Here is a 17,665-nt window from a genome sequence, read left to right as displayed (position 1 = left end):
ATTACTCCCCCTGGCCAGGCGCGGCAGCAGGAGCAGCGGCGGAACCGGCGGGCTTGGCGTTGTCAGCCTCCTTGACCTTGACCTCCACACCCGGCTTGACGTACTGCAGGCCTTCGGTGATCACGCGGTCACCGGCATTCAGGCCTTTCTCCACCAGCCAATAAGCGCCGGCGGTGCGGTTGGCCACCAGCACACGCTGCTCGACCTTGTTGTCGGCGTTGACCACCAGCGCTGTCGGGATGCCCTTGAGGTCGCGGGTCACGCCTTGCTGTGGCGCGAGGATCGCCTTGCTGTTCACGCCGGCTTGCAGCTGGGCGTGCACGAACATGCCCGGCAGCAGGGTGTGGTCAGGGTTGGGGAACACGGCGCGCAGGGTCACGGAGCCGGTGGTCTGGTCGACCGAGACTTCGGAGAATTCCAGCTTGCCGTCATGGCCGTAGTCGCTGCCGTCTTCCAGGGTCAGCTTGACCTTGGCGGCATTGGCGCCGGCTTTTTCCAGTTGGCCGCTTTCCAGGTCGCGGCGCAGTTTCAGCATTTCAGCCGAAGACTGCGTGACGTCGACGTAGATCGGGTCCAGTTGCTGTATTACCGCCATGGCATCGGTCTGGCCATTGCTGACCAGCGCGCCTTCAGTCACCGAAGAACGACCGATACGCCCAGAGATCGGCGCGAACACTTTGGTGTAGCGCACGTTGATCTGGGCGGTTTGCACGTTTGCTTCCGCGGTCATGCGGTTGGCCACGGCGGTGTCGTATTCCTGGCGGCTGACGGCTTGCTCATCGACCAACTGCTTGTAGCGGTCGGAGATGGACTTGGTCTGGGTCAGGCTGGCTTGTGCGCTTTTCAGCGTGGCGTCATAGACCGACGGATCGATCTGATAGAGCTGCTGGCCTTCCTTCACATCCGCGCCTTCCTTGAACAGGCGCTTGAGGATGATGCCGTTGACCTGCGGGCGAACTTCCGCGATGCGGTAGGCGGTGGTGCGGCCGGGCAGCTCGGACGTCAGGGTGTAGGCTTGCGGTTGAATGGTGACCACGCCGACCTGAGGGACTTGAGCGGGCGGAGCCGCTTCTTCCTTTTTACATCCGCTGAGCAGCGATGCCAGGGCGACGGCAGTGACCAGAGCGGTAACAGCTGGCTTAAGTTGCATGAAGATCCTCGGGTCAGGCGCGCAGGGTGCGCACAAGAAGTGTGGAAGGGTAAAAAACAAGCTGTGAGTAGATAAGTAGCTTGCTACGCAATATACTTACGTTCATGGTTGTTTGTAAACTCTTGACAGGCTTCGCGGATTGTTGACAAAGCAGGCCAAAAGTCTCGATTCCATTACGTTCGGCGCCCATGACGGTGTCGTCCCACAAATATTCGGATGATCGTTAACATCTATTAACACTGCGTTAACGATAGTCTTATGTGTCCTGATTGAGGTTGTACTGCCATGGTTCGTCGCACTAAAGAGGAAGCTCAGGAAACGCGCAGCCAAATTCTCGAAGCCGCCGAGCAAGCCTTTTATGAACGCGGCGTTGCACGGACGACGCTGGCGGATATCGCTGCGCTGGCCGGCGTCACGCGGGGCGCCATTTATTGGCACTTCAGTAATAAATCCGATCTGTTGCAGGCCCTGCTGGACACGCTGCATGAGCCACTGGACGAATTGGCCAGGGCCAGTGAAAGCGAGGACGAAGTCGATCCGTTGGGGTGCATGCGCAAGCTGCTGATTCATTTGTTTCATCAGGTGGCCCTGGACCCGAAAACCCGGCGCATCAATGAGATTTTGTTTCATAAGTGCGAATTCACCGATGAAATGTGCGACATGCGCCGTCAGCGCCAGACCCACAGCCTGGAATGCAACCTGCGCATCGGCCTGACACTGCGCAACGCGGTCCATCGCGGGCAACTTCCGGAAAACCTCGACACCACCCGTGGCGCAGTGTGCATCCATGCCTACATCAACGGGCTGATTGGCCAGTGGCTGCTGGTACCCGACAGCTTCCAGCTACATCAGGAGGCCGAACGCTGGGTGGATGCAGGGCTCGATATGCTGCGCCTGAGCCCCAGCCTGCGCAATTGAGACAAAATGCGTAATTGCATCAGGTTGTGTCAACAGTAAAGCCTAAGGACCGTCAATCGTCCTTCTGCCTGATAGGTGGGGTGACTTTATATACGGGCTGGCGGGCGGTTGATACATAGCCGCCTAAGTATTTTGTAGGGATTTTGTTGCAAGGCTGTTAAGGAGTGTTTCCCAAGGCAACATCGTGTCAACAATGTGGGAGGGGGCTTGTCCCCGATGGCCGTGGTTCAGTCAACACATACAGTGACTGACGCACCGCCATCGGGAGCAAGCCCCCTCCCTCATTTGGTTTCGCGTGTCGGGTGATTACAGTGGCAGCGTCGGGTAATCGATGTAGCCCACCGGGCCCTGGCCGTAGAAGGTTTCCGGATGCGCTTCGTTCAACGGCGCATCGGCTTTCAGGCGTGCTGGCAGGTCCGGGTTGGCAATGAACGGCACACCCCAGGCCACGGCGTCCGCTTTGCCTTCGGCCAGCCAGGCATTGGCACTGTCCTTGGTGAAACGTTCGTTGGCGATGTACACGCCGCCAAAGGCCTTTTTCAATTGAGGGCCGAGGCTGTCCGCACCTGCCTTTTCACGGGAGCAGATGAAGGCGATACCACGCTTGCCCAGCTCGCTGGCGACGTAGGTGAAGGTCTCCTTCAGGTTGTCGTCGCCCATGTCGTGGGCATCGGCGCGCGGTGCCAAATGCACACCCACACGGCCAGGGCCCCAGACCTCGATGGCCGCATCGGTCACTTCCAACAGCAGGCGTGCACGGTTTTCCAGGGACCCACCATAGTTGTCGGTGCGCTTATTGGTGCTGCTTTGCAGGAACTGGTCGAGCAGGTAGCCGTTGGCGCCGTGGATCTCCACGCCATCAAAGCCTGCGGCCTTGGCGTTCTCGGCGCCGGTGCGGTAAGCGTCGACGATGTCGGCGATTTCAGCGGTTTCCAGGGCGCGCGGCGTCGGGTAGTCGGCCAATGGGCGCACCAGGCTGACGTGACCTTTAGCCTGGATCGCGCTCGGCGCCACCGGGGTTTCGCCGTTCAGGTAGGACGCGTGGGAAATGCGGCCGACGTGCCACAGTTGCAGGAAGATCTTGCCCCCTGCGCCATGCACGGCCTTGGTGATGTTGGCCCAGCCGCGCACCTGGTCGTTGGACCAGATGCCCGGCGTGTCCGGGTAGCCCACGCCCAGCGGTGTCACCGAAGTGGCTTCGCTGAGGATCAGCCCGGCGGAAGCACGTTGCACGTAGTACTCGGCCATCAGTGCGTTGGGTACGCGGCCGGCATCGGCGCGGCAGCGGGTCAGCGGTGCCATGATGATGCGGTTCGACAGCTCCAGGTCGCCCAGTTTGATCGGATCGAAAATAGTCGTCATGGGAAAACACCCTTCTCTTTGAAGTTGATCAGTGGGTCGCAGGGGCCAGGTCGGCATCGCCGCCCTGACGGAAAGTAATCAGGGTCACCAGCAGCGCCAGGATCGCCAGGGCCGCTGCCGCCAGAGGCACGCTGCTCAGGCCGAAACCGTGGGCAATCACGCTGCCGCCCACCCAGGCGCCGAGGGCGTTGCCGATGTTGAAGGCGCCGATGTTCAGGGTGGAGACCAGGTTCGGCGCGGCCTTGCCGAAGGTCACCACGTTGATCTGCAGCGCAGGTACGGCGGCAAACGAAGCGGTGGCCCAGAGGAACAGGGTGATCTCGGTCGGGATCACGGCGATGCTGGTCCAGGTCAGCGCGGTGGACACCACCGCCATACTGATAAACACGCCGATCAGGGTGGCTGCCAGGCGTTTGTCCGCCAGCTTGCCGCCGATGATATTGCCCACGGTGAGGCCCAGGCCGATCAGCAGCAGGGTCCAGGTCACGCCTTTGGGTGACACGCCGGTGACATCGCCGAGCAGCGGCGCAACATAGGTGAAGAGGGTGAACATGGACGCGGCGAACAGGGCGGTCATGCTCAGCGACAACCAGATGCCGGCACCCTTGAGGGCGGCCAGTTCGGCGCGCATGTCGAGTTTTTCTTCGTCACGCTTGGCCGGCAGGAAGCGGATCAGGCCGATCAGCGCCACCACGCCAATCACCGTCACTGCCCAGAAGGTCGAGCGCCAGCCGGCTTCCTGGCCCAGCGCAGTGCCCAGTGGTACACCGAGCACGTTGGCCAGGGTCAAGCCGGTGAACATCAGGGCCACGGCCGAAGCGCGCTTGTTGGCCGGCACCAGGTTGGCGGCGACCACCGAACCGATGCCGAAGAACGCGCCATGGCACAGCGCGGTGACCACGCGGGCAACCATCAGCACGTTGTAGTCACTGGCCAGGGCGCAGAGCAGGTTGCCGATAATGAAGATGCCCATCAACGCTACCAGGGCCGCCTTGCGGGGCAACCTGGCGGTGGCCAGTGCCATGAACGGCGCACCGATGGCCACGCCCAGGGCATAGCCGGTGACCAGCCAGCCAGCGCCGGGAATCGACACGCCGAGGTCCGCGGCCACATCGGGCAGCAGGCCCATGATCACGAACTCGGTGGTGCCGATGGCGAAGGCGCTCAGGGCCAGGATGAGTAGCGAGAGGGGCATTATCGTTTCCTTGTTACAACGTCGCGCTGATTTCAGCGCTGAGTTCAGTGGTAAGCGCCGCGAGGAAGGCTTGGATCACTTCCTCATTGCGCTTGAAAAAGTGCCACTGCCCGGCCTTCTGGCTGCTGATCAATCCCGCCCGTTGCAAGGTGGCCAGGTGGGCCGACACGGTCGACTGGGACAAGCCGCAGCGCTGGTCGATCTGCCCGGCACAGATGCCGTATTCGTGGTTGTGCAATTGCTCGGGGAACTGCACTTTCGGGTCTTTCAGCCAGGTGAGGATGTCTCGTCGTACTGGGTGCGCCAGGGCTTTTATTATTTCGTCGAGGTCGATGGACATGGCAGGTGCTCGGTGTCGTAAAGCGTTATATCGCGATGAGGCGAACTTTAAATCGTTATATCCCGATATACCAATATGATTTTGCTCTGAGCTCAGGCTGAATCGGTATATCGGGTTATAACGATACGTTGGCGCCAGTGCTAGACTGCGCGGCATGAATTATCTCGCACATCTGCACCTGGGCGGCCAACTTCCTGCGCAACTGCTGGGCAGCCTGTACGGCGACTTTGTCAAAGGTCGCCTGCAGGGCCAGTTCAGCCCGCCAATCGAAGCGGCGATCCAGTTGCATCGCTCGATCGACCGCTTCACCGACAGCCACCCGTTGGTGGGCGAGGCGTTGTCGCGCTTCAGCCTGACCCGGCGGCGCTACGCCGGGATTGTCCTTGATGTGTTCTTCGATCACTGCCTGGCGCGGGATTGGGCGCTGTACGCCGACCAGCCCCTGGAGCACTTCACCTCGCAGGTGTACCGCGTGCTGGCGGCCGAACCGCAGTTGCCGGGGCGGCTGGCGCAGATAGCGCCGTATATGGCCGCGGATGATTGGTTGGGGTCGTACCGCGAGTTTGCGGTGATGGAGCAGGTGTTGCGCGGGATTTCGCGGCGGCTCACACAACCCCAGGAATTAAGGTTTGCGATGCAGGAATTGCGTGAGTTGTATGAGCCGTTGAGTGAAGACTTCCGGATCTTCTACCCCGAACTGCAAGCCTTCGCGCATAACTACCTGACAACACAAAGCTAAATGTGGGAGGGGGCTTGCCCCCGATAGCAGACTTCCAGTCAGCTTATCTATAGCTGACCCACCGCTATCGGGGGCAAGCCCCCTCCCACATTTGGAGCAGTGTCTAGCTCATATCACGCGGCAAAGGCTGGTCGCGCCGCTACGTGTTCAGTCTCCGGCACCGGCCCAAACAACGCCTTCTGCACCGCCTGCTGCGCCTGGAAAGCCAGCGCCGCACGTTCCTGCCCGGCGCAGGCAATCGGTTTGAGCACGTGGATTTCCACATCGCCCTGGTCATTGCCGAACAGGCGCATCAGGTGCGAGAGCAAATCGTCATCGCCAATGAACGGTGCCAGCGGGTCGACCTGCCCGTCGCGCAGATAACGGATGGCCACCGGTTGCAGCGACACATCCGCGTCAATCGCACTGGCCAGCAAGCGCCCATGGAAGGTGCGCAGGCTGCGGCCGTCGGTGGTGGTGCCTTCGGGGAACATCAGCAGCGGGTGCTGTTGTTCCAGATGGCGGGTCATCTGCTTGCGGATCAACTGGCTGTCACCCGAACCGCGACGGATAAACAAGCTACCGGCCTTCGCCGCCAACCAGCCGGCCACCGGCCAGGTGCGCACTTCGGCCTTGGATAAAAACGACATCGGCGCCACTGCGCCCAGTAACGGAATATCGGTCCAGGACACGTGGTTGCTCACCCACAGCATGGGCTGGGTCGGCAACTCGCCGTGCACTGTCACGCGAAAGGGCAGGGCGTTGGTCAGCCGTGCCATGAAGAACCGCGACCAGCGCTGGCGCCGCACCATCGAGTTGGCGATGCCCAAGCGTTCGAACACGCCAAACACACTGGCCATGCTCAAGCCCAGCGCCACTACCACCAGCACCCGGGCGATGCGCCCGTACACGCGCAGGCGGCTCATCACATGGCCGCCTTGAAGTGGCGCGCATAGCGCGGGCATAGCTCATCGCGCTTAAGCAGGATGAACACGTCGGCGACCTGGAAATCCTCATCCCAGCACGGCTCGCCGCAGATCTTCGCACCCAGGCGCATATAGGCCTTGAGCAGTGGCGGCATCTCGGCGATTACGTTGGTCGGCAGGTCCAGCGCCGGCAGCGGTTTTTTCGGTTCGGCGCGCAGGTGTTCGTTGCACAGGTAACGTTCGCGCAGGCGCTGCATGATCGCGTGGGCCTGGATGCCGCCGTCGTGCATCGGGATGCTCGCGCAGCCCATCAGGTAGCTGTAGCCGCCCTGGTTGAGCACTTCGGCCAACTCGCCCCACAACACGGCGATGGTGCCGCCGTTGCGGTAGGCCGGGTCGACGCAGGTGCGGCCGATTTCCAGGATCGGGCCCTGCAGATGCAACAGGCCATGCAGGCTGAATTCTTCTTCGCTGTAGAACCGGCCCAGGGTGCTGGCGGCCTGGTGGTCGAGCAAACGGGTGGTGGCGACGAGTCGACCGCTGTTCAAGTCCCGCACGCCGATGTGGCTGCAGTGAACATCATAGTCATCCATGTCCAGGCCGTGTTCCGCGCCTTTGAGCTTGGCGTTGAACTCGCCGCTGAAGACGTTGAAACGCAGGGCCTGGGCTTCTTGCAAAGCCTTGGCGCCAACCAGGCGTTCGGCTTGCAGACGGCGTTCATTGCCGGTGTCGCTGATGCGGGCGATCTGAGTCATGGCGAATCTCCGAGTGCCAGCCACGTTTCGGCCGGTCGACTTTGTTGTCCAAAGTCAGGCTATGTAGCCCCGGTGTCATCTCCATGAAGTTATGGTGACGCTTGGATGACAGGACCTCTGTAGCAAATCTGTCATTGCCCTCGGCTAGGCTCGCGGGCTTGAATGCCCCCTTGAGTCTGTGTCCATGGTCAAAGGCCTGTTGTGCGTTGCCCTGCTGTTCGTCACCGTTACCGCCTGCGCTGAAACCTGGCCTGACAAGGAGTGGGCCAAGGGCACGCCGCTCGCAGGGCCCGCCGTCGAAGCCCTTGACGCCTATGCATTCCCGCCCCGTGACGACACTGCCCGCCAAGGCATTCGCACCGACGCGCTGCTGGTGATCCGCGACGGTGTGGTCGTCTATGAACGCTACGCCGCGCCGACCACAGCCAGCACGCCACACCTGACCTGGTCCATCAGCAAAAGCCTGATGGCTACCGTGCTCGGCGTGGCCTACGGCGAAAACCGTTTCAAACTGACCGACCCTGCGGCACGCTTTTACCCGCCGATGAAACAGCACCCCAAGGTGACCATGGCCGACCTGCTGCACTGGGCCTCGGGCCTGGACTGGCAGGAAGACTATGAATACGCGCCGCTGAAGTCCTCAGTGGTGGCGATGCTTTACACCCGTGGCCGCGCCGATATGGCCGAGTTCGCCGCCAGCACTGAGTCCTTCAGCGCACCGGGCCAGGCCTTTCGTTATTCCAGCGGCGACAGCAATATCCTGTCCGCCGCGCTCAAGGGCATGCTCGGCCACAAGGCGTACATGAGTTACCCCTGGGACGCGCTGTTCAAGCCGCTGGGCATTCACAACGCCACCTGGGAAACCGATGCCGACGAAACCTTTGTCGCCTCGTCCTATGCGTTCCTCACCGCGCGTGACCTGGCGCGTGTCGGCCTGCTGATGGCCCGCGACGGGCGCTGGGGGGATCAACAATTGCTGCCCAAGGACTGGGTGGCGTTCAACCGCCAACCCTTCGACAAATACACCGCCGGCCAGGACGAAGCCGTCCCCGGTGGCCAATGGTGGCTCAACCAAGGCGCCCCGAGGCCCTGGCCCGACGCCCCCGCCGACACCTTCGCCGCCCTCGGTCATTGGGGCCAGGCGCTGTACGTGATGCCCGACGAACACCTGGTGATCGTGCGCTATGGCGATGATCGCGACGGCAGCTACCGCCACAACGAACTGCTCAAACGCGTGCTCGCGGCGGTGCAACCATGATCCGTCGTCGGCCGTTCACCAGCCTGTTTCTCGTGCTGCTGCTTGCCCTGTCTGGTTGGGTTTGGCACGAGCGCGTCAACCTGCAAGCCTTCCCCGATATCATCGCGGCGTATACCGCCAAGGAGTACTGCTCGTGCCGCTATGTGGCGAACAATCCAGCCGACTACTGCCGGGGTTATGTGAAGCAGTACGTGCCCACCAGTGCGTTCAGCGATAACCCGGAACGCAGTGAAGTGACGGCGAGTGGCTTGGGGCGTACGCACAGCGCGCGGTGGTTGGGGGATCGGCAGGGCTGTCGTCTGAATCCCTGACACAGCGCAAGCCACCCCCCACATTGGATTTGCGCCGTTCGTGACATTGCGCTTAAGGTTCGTGCAGGTTTTTCGCCCCACGAGTCCTTAATGTTCAACGCGTCTGTTATCAAACCCCTGGCCTTCGCCCTGCTGGCCGCTGCCGCGGTGCCCGCCCATGCCGACTGGTACCTGGACAACGAGTCCTCGCGCCTGTCGTTCGTCACCACCAAAAACACCGAGATCGCTGAAGTCCATCGCTTCCTGGTGCTGCACGGCAAGGTCGACAGCAAGGGCGCGGCGCAATTGGAAGTAGAGCTGGAGTCGGTCAACAGCGGCATCCCGCTGCGCGACGAGCGCATGCGCAATCAGCTGTTCGAAATCAAGACTTTCCCCGAAGCGCTGATCAGCGCACAGATCAATCTGCAACCCATCAATGACCTGGCGCCTGGCGCGCAACTGGAACTGCGCTTGCCCCTGAGCGTCACCCTGCATGGCAAGACCCAGACCTACAGCGCCGAGTTGTTGGCCACGCGCCTGGATGACCGGCGTTTCCAGGTGGTGACCCTGGAACCGGTGGTGTTGCATGCGGAGGATTTCGACCTGGCGCCGGGTGTGGCGATGTTGCGTAAAGCGGCCGGTCTCAAGTCGATCAGTTTGTCGGTGCCGGTGGGTGCGGTGCTGATCTTTACGGCGCGCTGACATGAGCGGCGCAGTGTTCCCGTGGCGCAGCGCCAACCGTTTCGAGTTGTTGATCGACGGCCCGCAATTTTTTCCGCAGATGCTGGTGGGCATTGCCCGGGCCGAGCGGCAAGTGGAGTTGGAATTGTATCTGGTGGAGGCTGGCGCCTGCGCCGAAGCGATGGTGCAGGCGCTGGTGCTGGCCGCCGAGCGCGGCGTGCGGGTGCGTTGCCTGTTTGATGACTACGGCAGCCTGGCGTTTACCCTGGGGCTGCGTAAGCGCCTGACCGACGCCGGAGTGGAACTGCGTTTCTACAATCGCCTGAGCTGGCGCCGTTGGATGCGCAACCTGTACCGCGACCACCGCAAGCTGTTGCTGATCGACCAGGAAACTGCCGTGGTCGGTGGCACGGGCGTCACCGATGAGTTCTGGACGCCGGGGCAAGACACCGCCGACTGGCATGAGGTGATGGTGCAGGTCCACGGCCCGCTGGTGCTGGACTGGCAGGCGCTGTTCGAACGGCAATGGCATGCCAATGTCGCGCGCCGTGCGTGGAAGCCCGCCACCCATTTCGGTTTGCCGCGCTTGCCCAAGGTGCCTGCGACGGGGCCAGGCCTGGGCCGAGTGGCCTATGCAGACGCCCGACAGCACCGCGATATCCTGCAATCGCTGATCCGCGCGCTGAACAGCAGCCAGCAACGTATCTGGTTCGCCACGCCGTATTTTTTGCCCACCTGGGGCGTGCGCCGCGCATTGCGTCGGGCCGCAGGGCGTGGGGTGGATGTGCGTTTGCTGCTCACCGGCCCGCGCACCGATCACCCCTCCGTGCGCTACGCCGGGCACCGTTATTACCCGCGTTTGTTGCGTGCAGGCGTGCAGATCTTTGAATACCAGCCGTGCTTTTTGCACCTGAAGATGGCGCTGGTGGACGATTGGGTGAGTATCGGCTCGTGCAACTTCGATCACTGGAATCTGCGCTTCAACCTGGAAGCCAACCTGGAAGCGTTGGACCCTGAGCTAACGCAGGCGGTGGCGGCGAGTTTTACCGCGGATTTTGCCCAGAGCCTGGTGGTCAGCCTGGAAGCGTGGAAGGCGCGGCCGTTGTGGCGGCGGGTGAAGCAGCGGGTGTGGGGGTGGATTGATCGGTTGGTGGTGAACCTGCTGGATCGACGCGGCTAGCAAGAACACTGAGGTCAAATGTGGGAGGGGGCTTGCTCCCACATTTGTTGACCGTGTCAGGCGTTAGAGCAGTTCGAAGGTCTGCTGCTGTACGTCCTGGGAATCCAGCCCGATCTGCACATTGAACTCCCCCGGCTCGGCGGCGAACTTGAGCTGGGTGTTGTAGAACTTCAAGTCGTCCTCGGTGATGGTGAAGTGCAGCGTGCGCTCTTCGCCAGCCTTGAGCATGACCTTCTGGAAGTTCTTCAGCTCCTTGATCGGACGGATCATCGAACCCGCCACGTCCTGGATATACAGCTGCACCACGGTTTCGCCATCGACCTTGCCGGTGTTTTTCAGCGTGACGCTGGCGTCGAGCTTGCCGGTCTTGTTCAGGGTGGTGGACGACAGCGCCATGTCCGACAGGCTGAAGGTGGTGTAGCTCAGGCCATAGCCAAACGGAAACAGCGGCCCGGTGGTGTCATCGAAGTACTGTGAGGTGTAGTTGCCCGGCTTGCCCGGGGTGAATGGCCGGCCGATGGTCAGGTGGTTGTAGTAGGTCGGAATCTGCCCCACGGAGCGTGGGAAGGTGATCGGCAGCTTGCCCGATGGGTTGTAGTCACCGAACAGCACGTCGGCGATGGCGTTGCCGCCTTCGGTACCGGCGAACCAGGTCTCCAGGATCGCGTCGGCTTGTTGTTTCTCTTCCAGGATCGACAGCGGGCGGCCGTTCATCAGTACCAGCACCAGCGGTTTGCCGGTGGCTTTAAGCGCCTTGATCAGGTCGCGCTGGCTTTGCGGGATATTCAGGTCGGTGCGGCTCGACGATTCGTGGGACATGCCACGGGATTCACCCACGGCGGCGACCACCACGTCGGCATCCTTGGCGGCCTTGACCGCTTCATCGATCATCACCTGGGCCGGGCGGGTGTCATCCACCACTTCCGGGGCATCGAAGTTGAGGAAGTTGAGGTAGTCGACCACCGCCTTGTCGTTGGTGATGTTGGCGCCACGGGCGTAGATGATCTTGCCTTTTTCGCCGATGACCGCGTTCATGCCGTCAAGCAGCGTGACCGATTGCTCCGGCTTGCCGGCCGCCGCCCAACTGCCCATCATGTCGATCGGCGCCTTGGCCAGTGGGCCCACGAGCGCGATGGTCGCGGACTTTTTCAGCGGCAGGGCGTCGTTCTGGTTCTTCAGCAGCACCAGGCTGCGGCGCGCCACATCACGGGCCTCGGCACGGTGCAGGCGGCTCTCTGCGTAAGTGTCGGCCGGGTCATCCTCGGCCTTGCCGATGCGCAGGTACGGGTCTTTGAACAGGCCCATGTCGTACTTGGCAGCGAGCACTTCACGCACGGCGTTGTCGATGTCGCTCTGTTCGATCTCGCCGGACTTGAGCAGCCCCGGCAGTTCCTTGCCGTACAGCGAGTCGTTCATGCTCATGTCGATGCCGGCCTTGATCGCCAGCTTGGCGGCTTCACGCCCGTCCTTGGCCACGCCGTGCTTGATCAGCTCGAAGATCGCCCCGTGGTCGCTGACGGCCAGGCCCTTGAAGCCCCAGTCCTTGCGCAGCAGGTCGTTCATCAGCCAGGTGTTGGCGGTGGCGGGCACGCCATTGATCGAGTTCAGCGCCACCATCACGCCGCCGGAACCGGCCTTGATCGCCGCGTGGTACGGCGGCAGGTAGTCCTGGTACATCTTGACCGGGCTCATGTCGACCACGTTGTAGTCACGTCCGCCTTCCACTGCGCCGTAGAGGGCGAAGTGCTTGACGCTGGCCATGATGCTGTCGGCATTCGCGGGGCTGGCGCCCTGGAAGGCCTTGACCATCACCTCGGCAATCCGCGAGACCAGATAGGTGTCTTCACCGAAGCCTTCGGACGTGCGACCCCAGCGCGGGTCGCGGGAGATATCGACCATCGGTGCAAAGGTGATGTCGAGGCTGTCGGCGGCGGCTTCCCGGGCGGCGACGCGCCCGGAGCGGCCGATGGCGTCCATGTCCCAGCTGGAGGCCAGGGCCAGGCTGATCGGGAAGATCGTGCGGTGGCCGTGGATCACGTCATAGGCGAAGAACATCGGGATCTTCAAGCGGCTGCGCATGGCCGCGTCCTGCATCGGACGGTTTTCCGGGCGGGTGATGGAGTTGAACGTGCCACCGATGCGGCCGGCGGCGATTTCCTTGCGGATCAGCTCACGGGGCATTTCCGGGCCGATGCTGATCAGGCGCAATTGGCCGATCTTTTCATCCAGGGTCATCTGCTTGAGCAGGTCGCTGACGAAAGCGTCCTTGTCCTTAAGCGCAGCAGGCTTTGTTTCTGCCCAGACGGGGTGGGTGGCCAGCGTGGCAACAAGGCCGAGCAAACACAGCTTCTTCATGAATATCCTTTTTCGGCTCACTGCACAGCGCTTGGGCTGATCGGCCAAAATGTGGGGAGCGTCTATTGTTGTTCGGGTGTTGTTCAGATAAATGCAGCACACTCTGAACTCTTTATCGCGCTGGGCATCTTTGTAGCTGATTGGCTCGATGCATTCCAGTGGTGGCGGATTATGCCCCAAGCGTGTGGTTTTTAGGGTTAGTCGTCACATTCCATCCAGTTTGGGCAGGAGAAACACCATGCAAGCAGCACAACATTCCCGCTGGGGCCTCAAGGCCGCGGCTTTGCTATTGATCAGCACAGTATTGAGCGGCTGCGGCATCAATAACATCCCGACCCTGGACGAACAGGCCAAGGCGGCCTGGGGCCAGGTGCAGAACCAGTACCAACGCCGCGCCGACCTGATCCCCAACCTGGTGGAAGTGGTCAAGGGTTACGCGGCCCATGAGCAGGACACCCTGACCGCCGTGATCGAGGCGCGGGCCAAGGCCACCTCGATCCAGGTGGATGCCAGCACCCTGGACAACCCGGAAAAACTCAAGCAGTTCCAACAGGCCCAGGACGGTTTGAGCGGTGCCCTCAGCCGCTTGATGGTGGTCTCCGAGCGCTACCCGGACCTGAAGGCCAACCAGAACTTCCTGGCCCTGCAATCCCAGCTCGAGGGCACCGAAAACCGCATCGCCGTGGCCCGTCGCGATTTCATCCAGGCCGTGCAGGCGTACAACACCGAGATCCGCACCTTCCCAGGTCGCCTGTGGCACAGCGTGATGTACAGCGACCTGCCGATCCGCGCCACCTTTGAAGCCACCAGTGCCGATGCCGATAAAGCGCCGCAAGTGAAGTTCAAATAAGGCTGCACTGAGGTGTCGATGCGTTTATTACGGATAGGCCTGGCGCTATGGATGCTGGCCTGCGTGGGGGTGGCCCAGGCAGCGCTGACGTTCCCGGCGTTGAGCGGACGGGTGGTGGACACCGCCCAGATGATCGACCCGGCCACGCGCGAGCACATCACCCAGCAGTTGCAGACGCTGGAGCAGACCCGTGGCGACCAGATCGTGGTGGTCACGGTGCCCGACCTGCAGGGCGTGCCCATCGAGGACTACGGTTACCAGTTGGGTCGCCAGTGGGGCATCGGCCAGAAGGGCAAGGACAATGGCGCGTTGCTGATCGTCGCCCGTGACGAGCGCACGTTGCGCATCGAAGTCGGCTATGGCCTTGAAGGCGTGCTCACCGATGCGCAGGCCTGGGTGATCATCAACCAGGTGATTGCGCCCAAGTTCAAGGCCGGCAATTTCAGCCAGGGCATCAGCGACGGCGTGGCGGCGATGGTACAGGTGGTCGGTGGCGAACCGCTGGCGGTGCCGGCGCATGTGGCGGATGCCAACTTTGCCAAGGATAATCCCGGCTTTTCCATCGGCCTGTTCATCCTGCTGATCGGCGTGTTGTGGCTGTGCAATCGCATGGGCCTGCCGGTGGGCGCGATCCTTTTGGCGATCCTCAGCAGCAGTGGACGCGGCGGCGGTGGCGGGGGAGGTGGCGGCGGTTTCCGAGGCGGCGGTGGTGGCTTCGGCGGCGGCGGCGCGTCGGGCGGCTGGTAATGACAATAACTAGAAAAGAGCATCTACAACCATGGCATTACTGACTGAACACGAGCAGCGCCAAGTCGCCGAAGCGATTGCCCGGGTCGAAAAAACCACCGACGCCGAACTGGTCACCGTGCTGGCGGCCAGCGCCGACGATTACGCCTACATCCCCCTGCTGTGGGCCAGCCTGATCGCCTTGGTGGTGCCGGGCGTGGTGCATTACCTGTCGGGCTACCTGACCATGTACACCTTGCTGCTGGCGCAGTGGGCGACGTTCATCGTGTTGTGCCTGCTGTTTCGCCTGCCCAAGGTGACCACTCGCCTGATCCCGCGCTCGGTACGCCATTGGCGCGCCTCCAACCTGGCGCGCCGGCAGTTCCTGGAGCAGAACCTGCACCACACCCTGGGCAGCACCGGGGTGCTGATTTTTGTCAGCGAGGCGGAACGTTATGTGGAGATCCTGGTGGACGAAGGTATTTCCAAGCGCCTGGATAACAGCAGTTGGGATGCCATCGTCAAGGCGTTTACCCAGCAGGTGAAACAGGGGCAGACGCTGGTTGGGTTTATTGCCTGCATCGAAGCGTGTGGTGAATTATTGAAGGTGCATGTGCCGGTGACACACGCCCGGAATGAACTGCCAAATCGCCTGGTCGTACTCGAATAGAACATCCAACACCGGAGATCAAATGTGGGAGGGGGCAGTACCGTTGATCAAATAACCCCGTGCCCTGAACCCCCATCCCCCCTAAAATGCCCGGCATTCCCTGCCCGAGGCGTTTTTGTTCATGTCTGTCACCGTTCAACCTGCCAGCCCCGCGCCGGATCATCACGCCCAGTTCATCGAACTGTTGAGCACAAGCCTTGCGCAGAACGCCTTTATCAAGCTGGTGCTGGCCAAATACGTCGGCGACGAAGCCGAGTTGCAGCGGCTGATCATCAAGGCGGTGACCGTCAAGGAGCAGCCGTGCCTGTCCTTCGTCTACCGCTACAAGACCCGCGACATCACCAAGAACTTGGCGCTGGCCGACGGCGTGGCGGCGATTGCCGCGTTGCTGCCGGGCTCGTTCAAGAACGCACACCTGCTGTCGCTGACCGACGAAGCCCAGTTGGAATACAGCAAGAAGAACAAAAGCTCGCTGTTCAGGAGCAAGCCTCAGCAACTGCGCGAGGCGCCATCGGCCGAGCATAACCGTGAGAAGCATCGCTTCCTCGACCTGAGCCGGCCGTTCCTCGCCGACCTGGGCGTGACCGACGCCAGGCAGGCGTTGATCCCGTCGATGTCGCGCAAGTGGAAGCAGATCAACAAGTTCATCGAAGTGTTCAGCCATGCGCTGACCTCCTCACCGCTGAAGCTGGACCAACCGGTGCGCGTCGCCGATTTCGGTTCGGGCAAGGGCTACCTCACGTTTGCGATCCACGACTACCTGCGCAACACCCTCAAGGCCGAAGGCGAAGTCACCGGCGTCGAGTTGCGCGAAGACATGGTGACCTTGTGCAACGGCGCAGCGGCCCGCCTGGAGCACCCGGGGCTGGTGTTCAAATGTGGTGATGTGCGCAGCGTGGCGCCCAGCCAGCTGGACGTGATGATCGCCCTGCATGCCTGTGACATCGCCACCGATTACGCGATCCACACCGGCATCCGCTCCGGCGCGTCGATCATCATGTGCTCACCGTGCTGCCACAAGCAGATTCGCCTGCAGATCCAGAGCCCGGCGCTGCTCAAGCCGATGCTGCAATACGGCCTGCACCTGGGCCAGCAGGCGGAAATGGTCACCGACAGCTTGCGGGCATTGTTCCTCGAAGCCTGCGGCTACGAGACCAAGGTGTTCGAGTTCATCTCCCTGGAGCACACCAACAAGAACAAGATGATCCTGGCGGTCAAGCGTGCGGAGCCGGTGGACAACGCGCAGTTGCTGGAGAGAATCCAGGAGTTGAAGGCGTTCTACCACATCTCCGAACACTGCCTGGAAACCCTGCTGCGCGCGGATGGCTACCTTAAATAGGGGCTCACGCCGACTTAGCGATCGGCGCAGCCTGCACCGCGGTCTTGCGCCCGAGCATCACCGTGACGATGACCCCACAGGCAAACACCCAGGTAATCGGCTCGATATGTTCACCGAAGAACAGCGCCGAAAACGCGATGGTGAAGAAGATCTGCAACAGCTGAATCTGGCTGACCCGCGCAATGCCGCCCATGGCCAACCCCGCGTACCAGGCGAAGAAGCCCAGGAACTGCGAGAACAGCGACACATAACCAAAGGCCCACCAGGCGCGCATCGAGACCGCGCCTTGGTGCTGCGCCGCCAGGTACCACACCGGGCCGATCAACACCGGCGTGGACAGCACCAGCGCCCAGCAGATCACCTGCCAGCCGCCCATCTCCTTGGCCAACCGGCCGCCTTCGGCATAGCCCAGGCCACCCACGGCTATCGCGCCGAGCATCAATAAATCGCCGGCCTGGATACTGCCGGCGCCGGTGATCAATGCATAACTCAACACCAACCCGCTGCCCAGCGCCGCGCAGGCCCAGAAGGCTTTCGACGGCCGCTCATGGGACAGCCACGCCGCATACAGCGCCACGCACAGCGGTTGCAGGCCATTGACCAGTGCGCCATGGGACGCTGGCAAGGTTTGCATGGCCCACGCCGACAGCACCGGGAAGCCCAGAATCACCCCCGCAATGACCAGGCACAAACCCCGCACCTGGCGCCAGGTCGGCCAGCGCTCGCGGCGCCACAGCAACAGCGCCGCCGCGGGGATCGCCGCGAACAAGGCACGGCCCAGGCCGTTGAGCAGCGGGTGGATTTCCTGCACCACGATACGGGTGAAGGGCAGGGTCAGGCTGAAGATGATGACGCCCAGCAGGCCGAGGGCCATGCCGGTGTTTTCGCGCGAGCTCATGGGCGGGATCCGAAATCCAGAGGGCTTCAAGGGAAGCCCATCTAGCCACAACCC

The 17,665-nt window shown here is 62.1% G+C and carries 18 protein-coding genes; 10 read left to right on the top strand and 8 right to left on the bottom strand.

All coding sequences use genetic code 11. The annotated features are described in order from the left end of the window. Nucleotide 1: 1 nt before the first annotated feature. On the bottom strand, nt 2-1,150 hold the full coding sequence (locus AC07OT_RS26815) for an efflux RND transporter periplasmic adaptor subunit (RefSeq protein ID WP_115485810.1): 1,149 nt from the start codon (nt 1,148-1,150) through the stop codon (nt 2-4). A 285-nt stretch (nt 1,151-1,435) separates the two neighbouring features. Here AC07OT_RS26815 and AC07OT_RS26810 point away from each other — a divergent pair, with 285 nt between their 5' ends. Then, the gene (locus tag AC07OT_RS26810; protein WP_027604391.1) at nt 1,436-2,068 is read left to right on the top strand and encodes a TetR family transcriptional regulator; all 633 of its coding nucleotides are present in this window, start codon (nt 1,436-1,438) and stop codon (nt 2,066-2,068) included. Between the two features lie 306 nt (nt 2,069-2,374). On the opposite strand, the gene AC07OT_RS26805 is transcribed toward AC07OT_RS26810, so the two are convergent. From AC07OT_RS26805 to AC07OT_RS26795, 3 genes are read right to left on the bottom strand one after another with little or no spacing between them, the layout of a single operon-like run. Further along, nucleotides 2,375-3,430, bottom strand: coding sequence for an alkene reductase (locus AC07OT_RS26805; RefSeq protein WP_027604390.1), 1,056 nt, complete (start codon nt 3,428-3,430; stop codon nt 2,375-2,377). A 28-nt stretch (nt 3,431-3,458) separates the two neighbouring features. After that, nucleotides 3,459-4,625, bottom strand: coding sequence for an MFS transporter (locus tag AC07OT_RS26800; protein WP_495109489.1), 1,167 nt, complete (start codon nt 4,623-4,625; stop codon nt 3,459-3,461). A 13-nt stretch (nt 4,626-4,638) separates the two neighbouring features. Next, on the bottom strand, nt 4,639-4,965 hold the full coding sequence (locus AC07OT_RS26795) for an ArsR/SmtB family transcription factor (RefSeq protein ID WP_065938836.1): 327 nt from the start codon (nt 4,963-4,965) through the stop codon (nt 4,639-4,641). A gap of 154 nt (nt 4,966-5,119) precedes the next feature. Between AC07OT_RS26795 and AC07OT_RS26790 the strand changes: the two genes are divergently transcribed. After that, nucleotides 5,120-5,704: an acyl carrier protein phosphodiesterase gene (locus AC07OT_RS26790; protein WP_495109488.1), complete on the top strand. Its 585-nt coding sequence runs from the start codon at nt 5,120-5,122 to the stop codon at nt 5,702-5,704. A gap of 113 nt (nt 5,705-5,817) precedes the next feature. On the opposite strand, the gene AC07OT_RS26785 is transcribed toward AC07OT_RS26790, so the two are convergent. Beyond that, nucleotides 5,818-6,609 (bottom strand): lysophospholipid acyltransferase family protein, encoded by a 792-nt coding sequence (locus AC07OT_RS26785; RefSeq protein WP_495109487.1) that lies wholly within the window; start codon nt 6,607-6,609, stop codon nt 5,818-5,820. Next, the gene (gene olsB, locus AC07OT_RS26780; protein ID WP_027604385.1) at nt 6,609-7,364 is read right to left on the bottom strand and encodes an L-ornithine N(alpha)-acyltransferase; all 756 of its coding nucleotides are present in this window, start codon (nt 7,362-7,364) and stop codon (nt 6,609-6,611) included. The genes AC07OT_RS26785 and olsB overlap by 1 nt, the downstream gene beginning before the upstream one ends. A 184-nt stretch (nt 7,365-7,548) precedes the next feature. On the opposite strand from olsB, the gene AC07OT_RS26775 reads away from it, so the two are divergent. The 4 genes from AC07OT_RS26775 to AC07OT_RS26760 all read left to right on the top strand — a co-directional run bounded on the left by AC07OT_RS26775 (nt 7,549) and on the right by AC07OT_RS26760 (nt 10,773). Beyond that, nucleotides 7,549-8,622, top strand: a complete 1,074-nt coding sequence (locus AC07OT_RS26775; protein WP_495109486.1) for a serine hydrolase domain-containing protein — start codon at nt 7,549-7,551, stop codon at nt 8,620-8,622. Then, nucleotides 8,619-8,933, top strand: coding sequence for an amidase (locus AC07OT_RS26770; protein ID WP_065938841.1), 315 nt, complete (start codon nt 8,619-8,621; stop codon nt 8,931-8,933). The genes AC07OT_RS26775 and AC07OT_RS26770 overlap by 4 nt, the downstream gene beginning before the upstream one ends. Nucleotides 8,934-9,023: 90 nt before the next feature. Beyond that, nucleotides 9,024-9,614 carry a YceI family protein gene (locus AC07OT_RS26765; protein ID WP_065938842.1) on the top strand — a complete coding sequence of 197 codons (591 nt, stop codon included), beginning with the start codon at nt 9,024-9,026 and terminating at the stop codon, nt 9,612-9,614. 1 nt (nt 9,615) lies between these two features. Then, nucleotides 9,616-10,773: a phospholipase D-like domain-containing protein gene (locus tag AC07OT_RS26760; protein ID WP_495109485.1), complete on the top strand. Its 1,158-nt coding sequence runs from the start codon at nt 9,616-9,618 to the stop codon at nt 10,771-10,773. 63 nt (nt 10,774-10,836) lie between these two features. On the opposite strand, the gene bglX is transcribed toward AC07OT_RS26760, so the two are convergent. Next, nucleotides 10,837-13,128 carry a beta-glucosidase BglX gene (gene bglX / locus AC07OT_RS26755; RefSeq protein ID WP_065938844.1) on the bottom strand — a complete coding sequence of 764 codons (2,292 nt, stop codon included), beginning with the start codon at nt 13,126-13,128 and terminating at the stop codon, nt 10,837-10,839. A gap of 238 nt (nt 13,129-13,366) precedes the next feature. Here bglX and AC07OT_RS26750 point away from each other — a divergent pair, with 238 nt between their 5' ends. The 4 genes from AC07OT_RS26750 (at nt 13,367) to AC07OT_RS26735 (ending at nt 16,713) form a co-directional block, all read left to right on the top strand. Further along, nucleotides 13,367-13,978, top strand: coding sequence for a LemA family protein (locus AC07OT_RS26750; protein ID WP_065928260.1), 612 nt, complete (start codon nt 13,367-13,369; stop codon nt 13,976-13,978). 18 nt (nt 13,979-13,996) lie between these two features. After that, on the top strand, nt 13,997-14,725 hold the full coding sequence (locus AC07OT_RS26745) for a TPM domain-containing protein (protein WP_065938845.1): 729 nt from the start codon (nt 13,997-13,999) through the stop codon (nt 14,723-14,725). A gap of 31 nt (nt 14,726-14,756) precedes the next feature. Beyond that, nucleotides 14,757-15,374 carry a TPM domain-containing protein gene (locus AC07OT_RS26740; protein ID WP_495101012.1) on the top strand — a complete coding sequence of 206 codons (618 nt, stop codon included), beginning with the start codon at nt 14,757-14,759 and terminating at the stop codon, nt 15,372-15,374. A 121-nt stretch (nt 15,375-15,495) separates the two neighbouring features. Beyond that, complete coding sequence (locus tag AC07OT_RS26735; protein ID WP_495109484.1) at nt 15,496-16,713, top strand: class I SAM-dependent methyltransferase; 1,218 nt, start codon at nt 15,496-15,498, stop codon at nt 16,711-16,713. A gap of 4 nt (nt 16,714-16,717) precedes the next feature. Here the strand turns inward: AC07OT_RS26735 and AC07OT_RS26730 are convergent, their stop codons facing one another. Next, nucleotides 16,718-17,611: a DMT family transporter gene (locus AC07OT_RS26730; protein ID WP_115485824.1), complete on the bottom strand. Its 894-nt coding sequence runs from the start codon at nt 17,609-17,611 to the stop codon at nt 16,718-16,720. Nucleotides 17,612-17,665 lie beyond the last annotated feature (54 nt).

It is taken from the genome of Pseudomonas sp. GW821-FHT09C10 (genome assembly GCF_059418085.1).
Note: the sequence above shows the minus strand (reverse complement) of the source record. Positions and strands in the feature narration are given on the sequence as shown.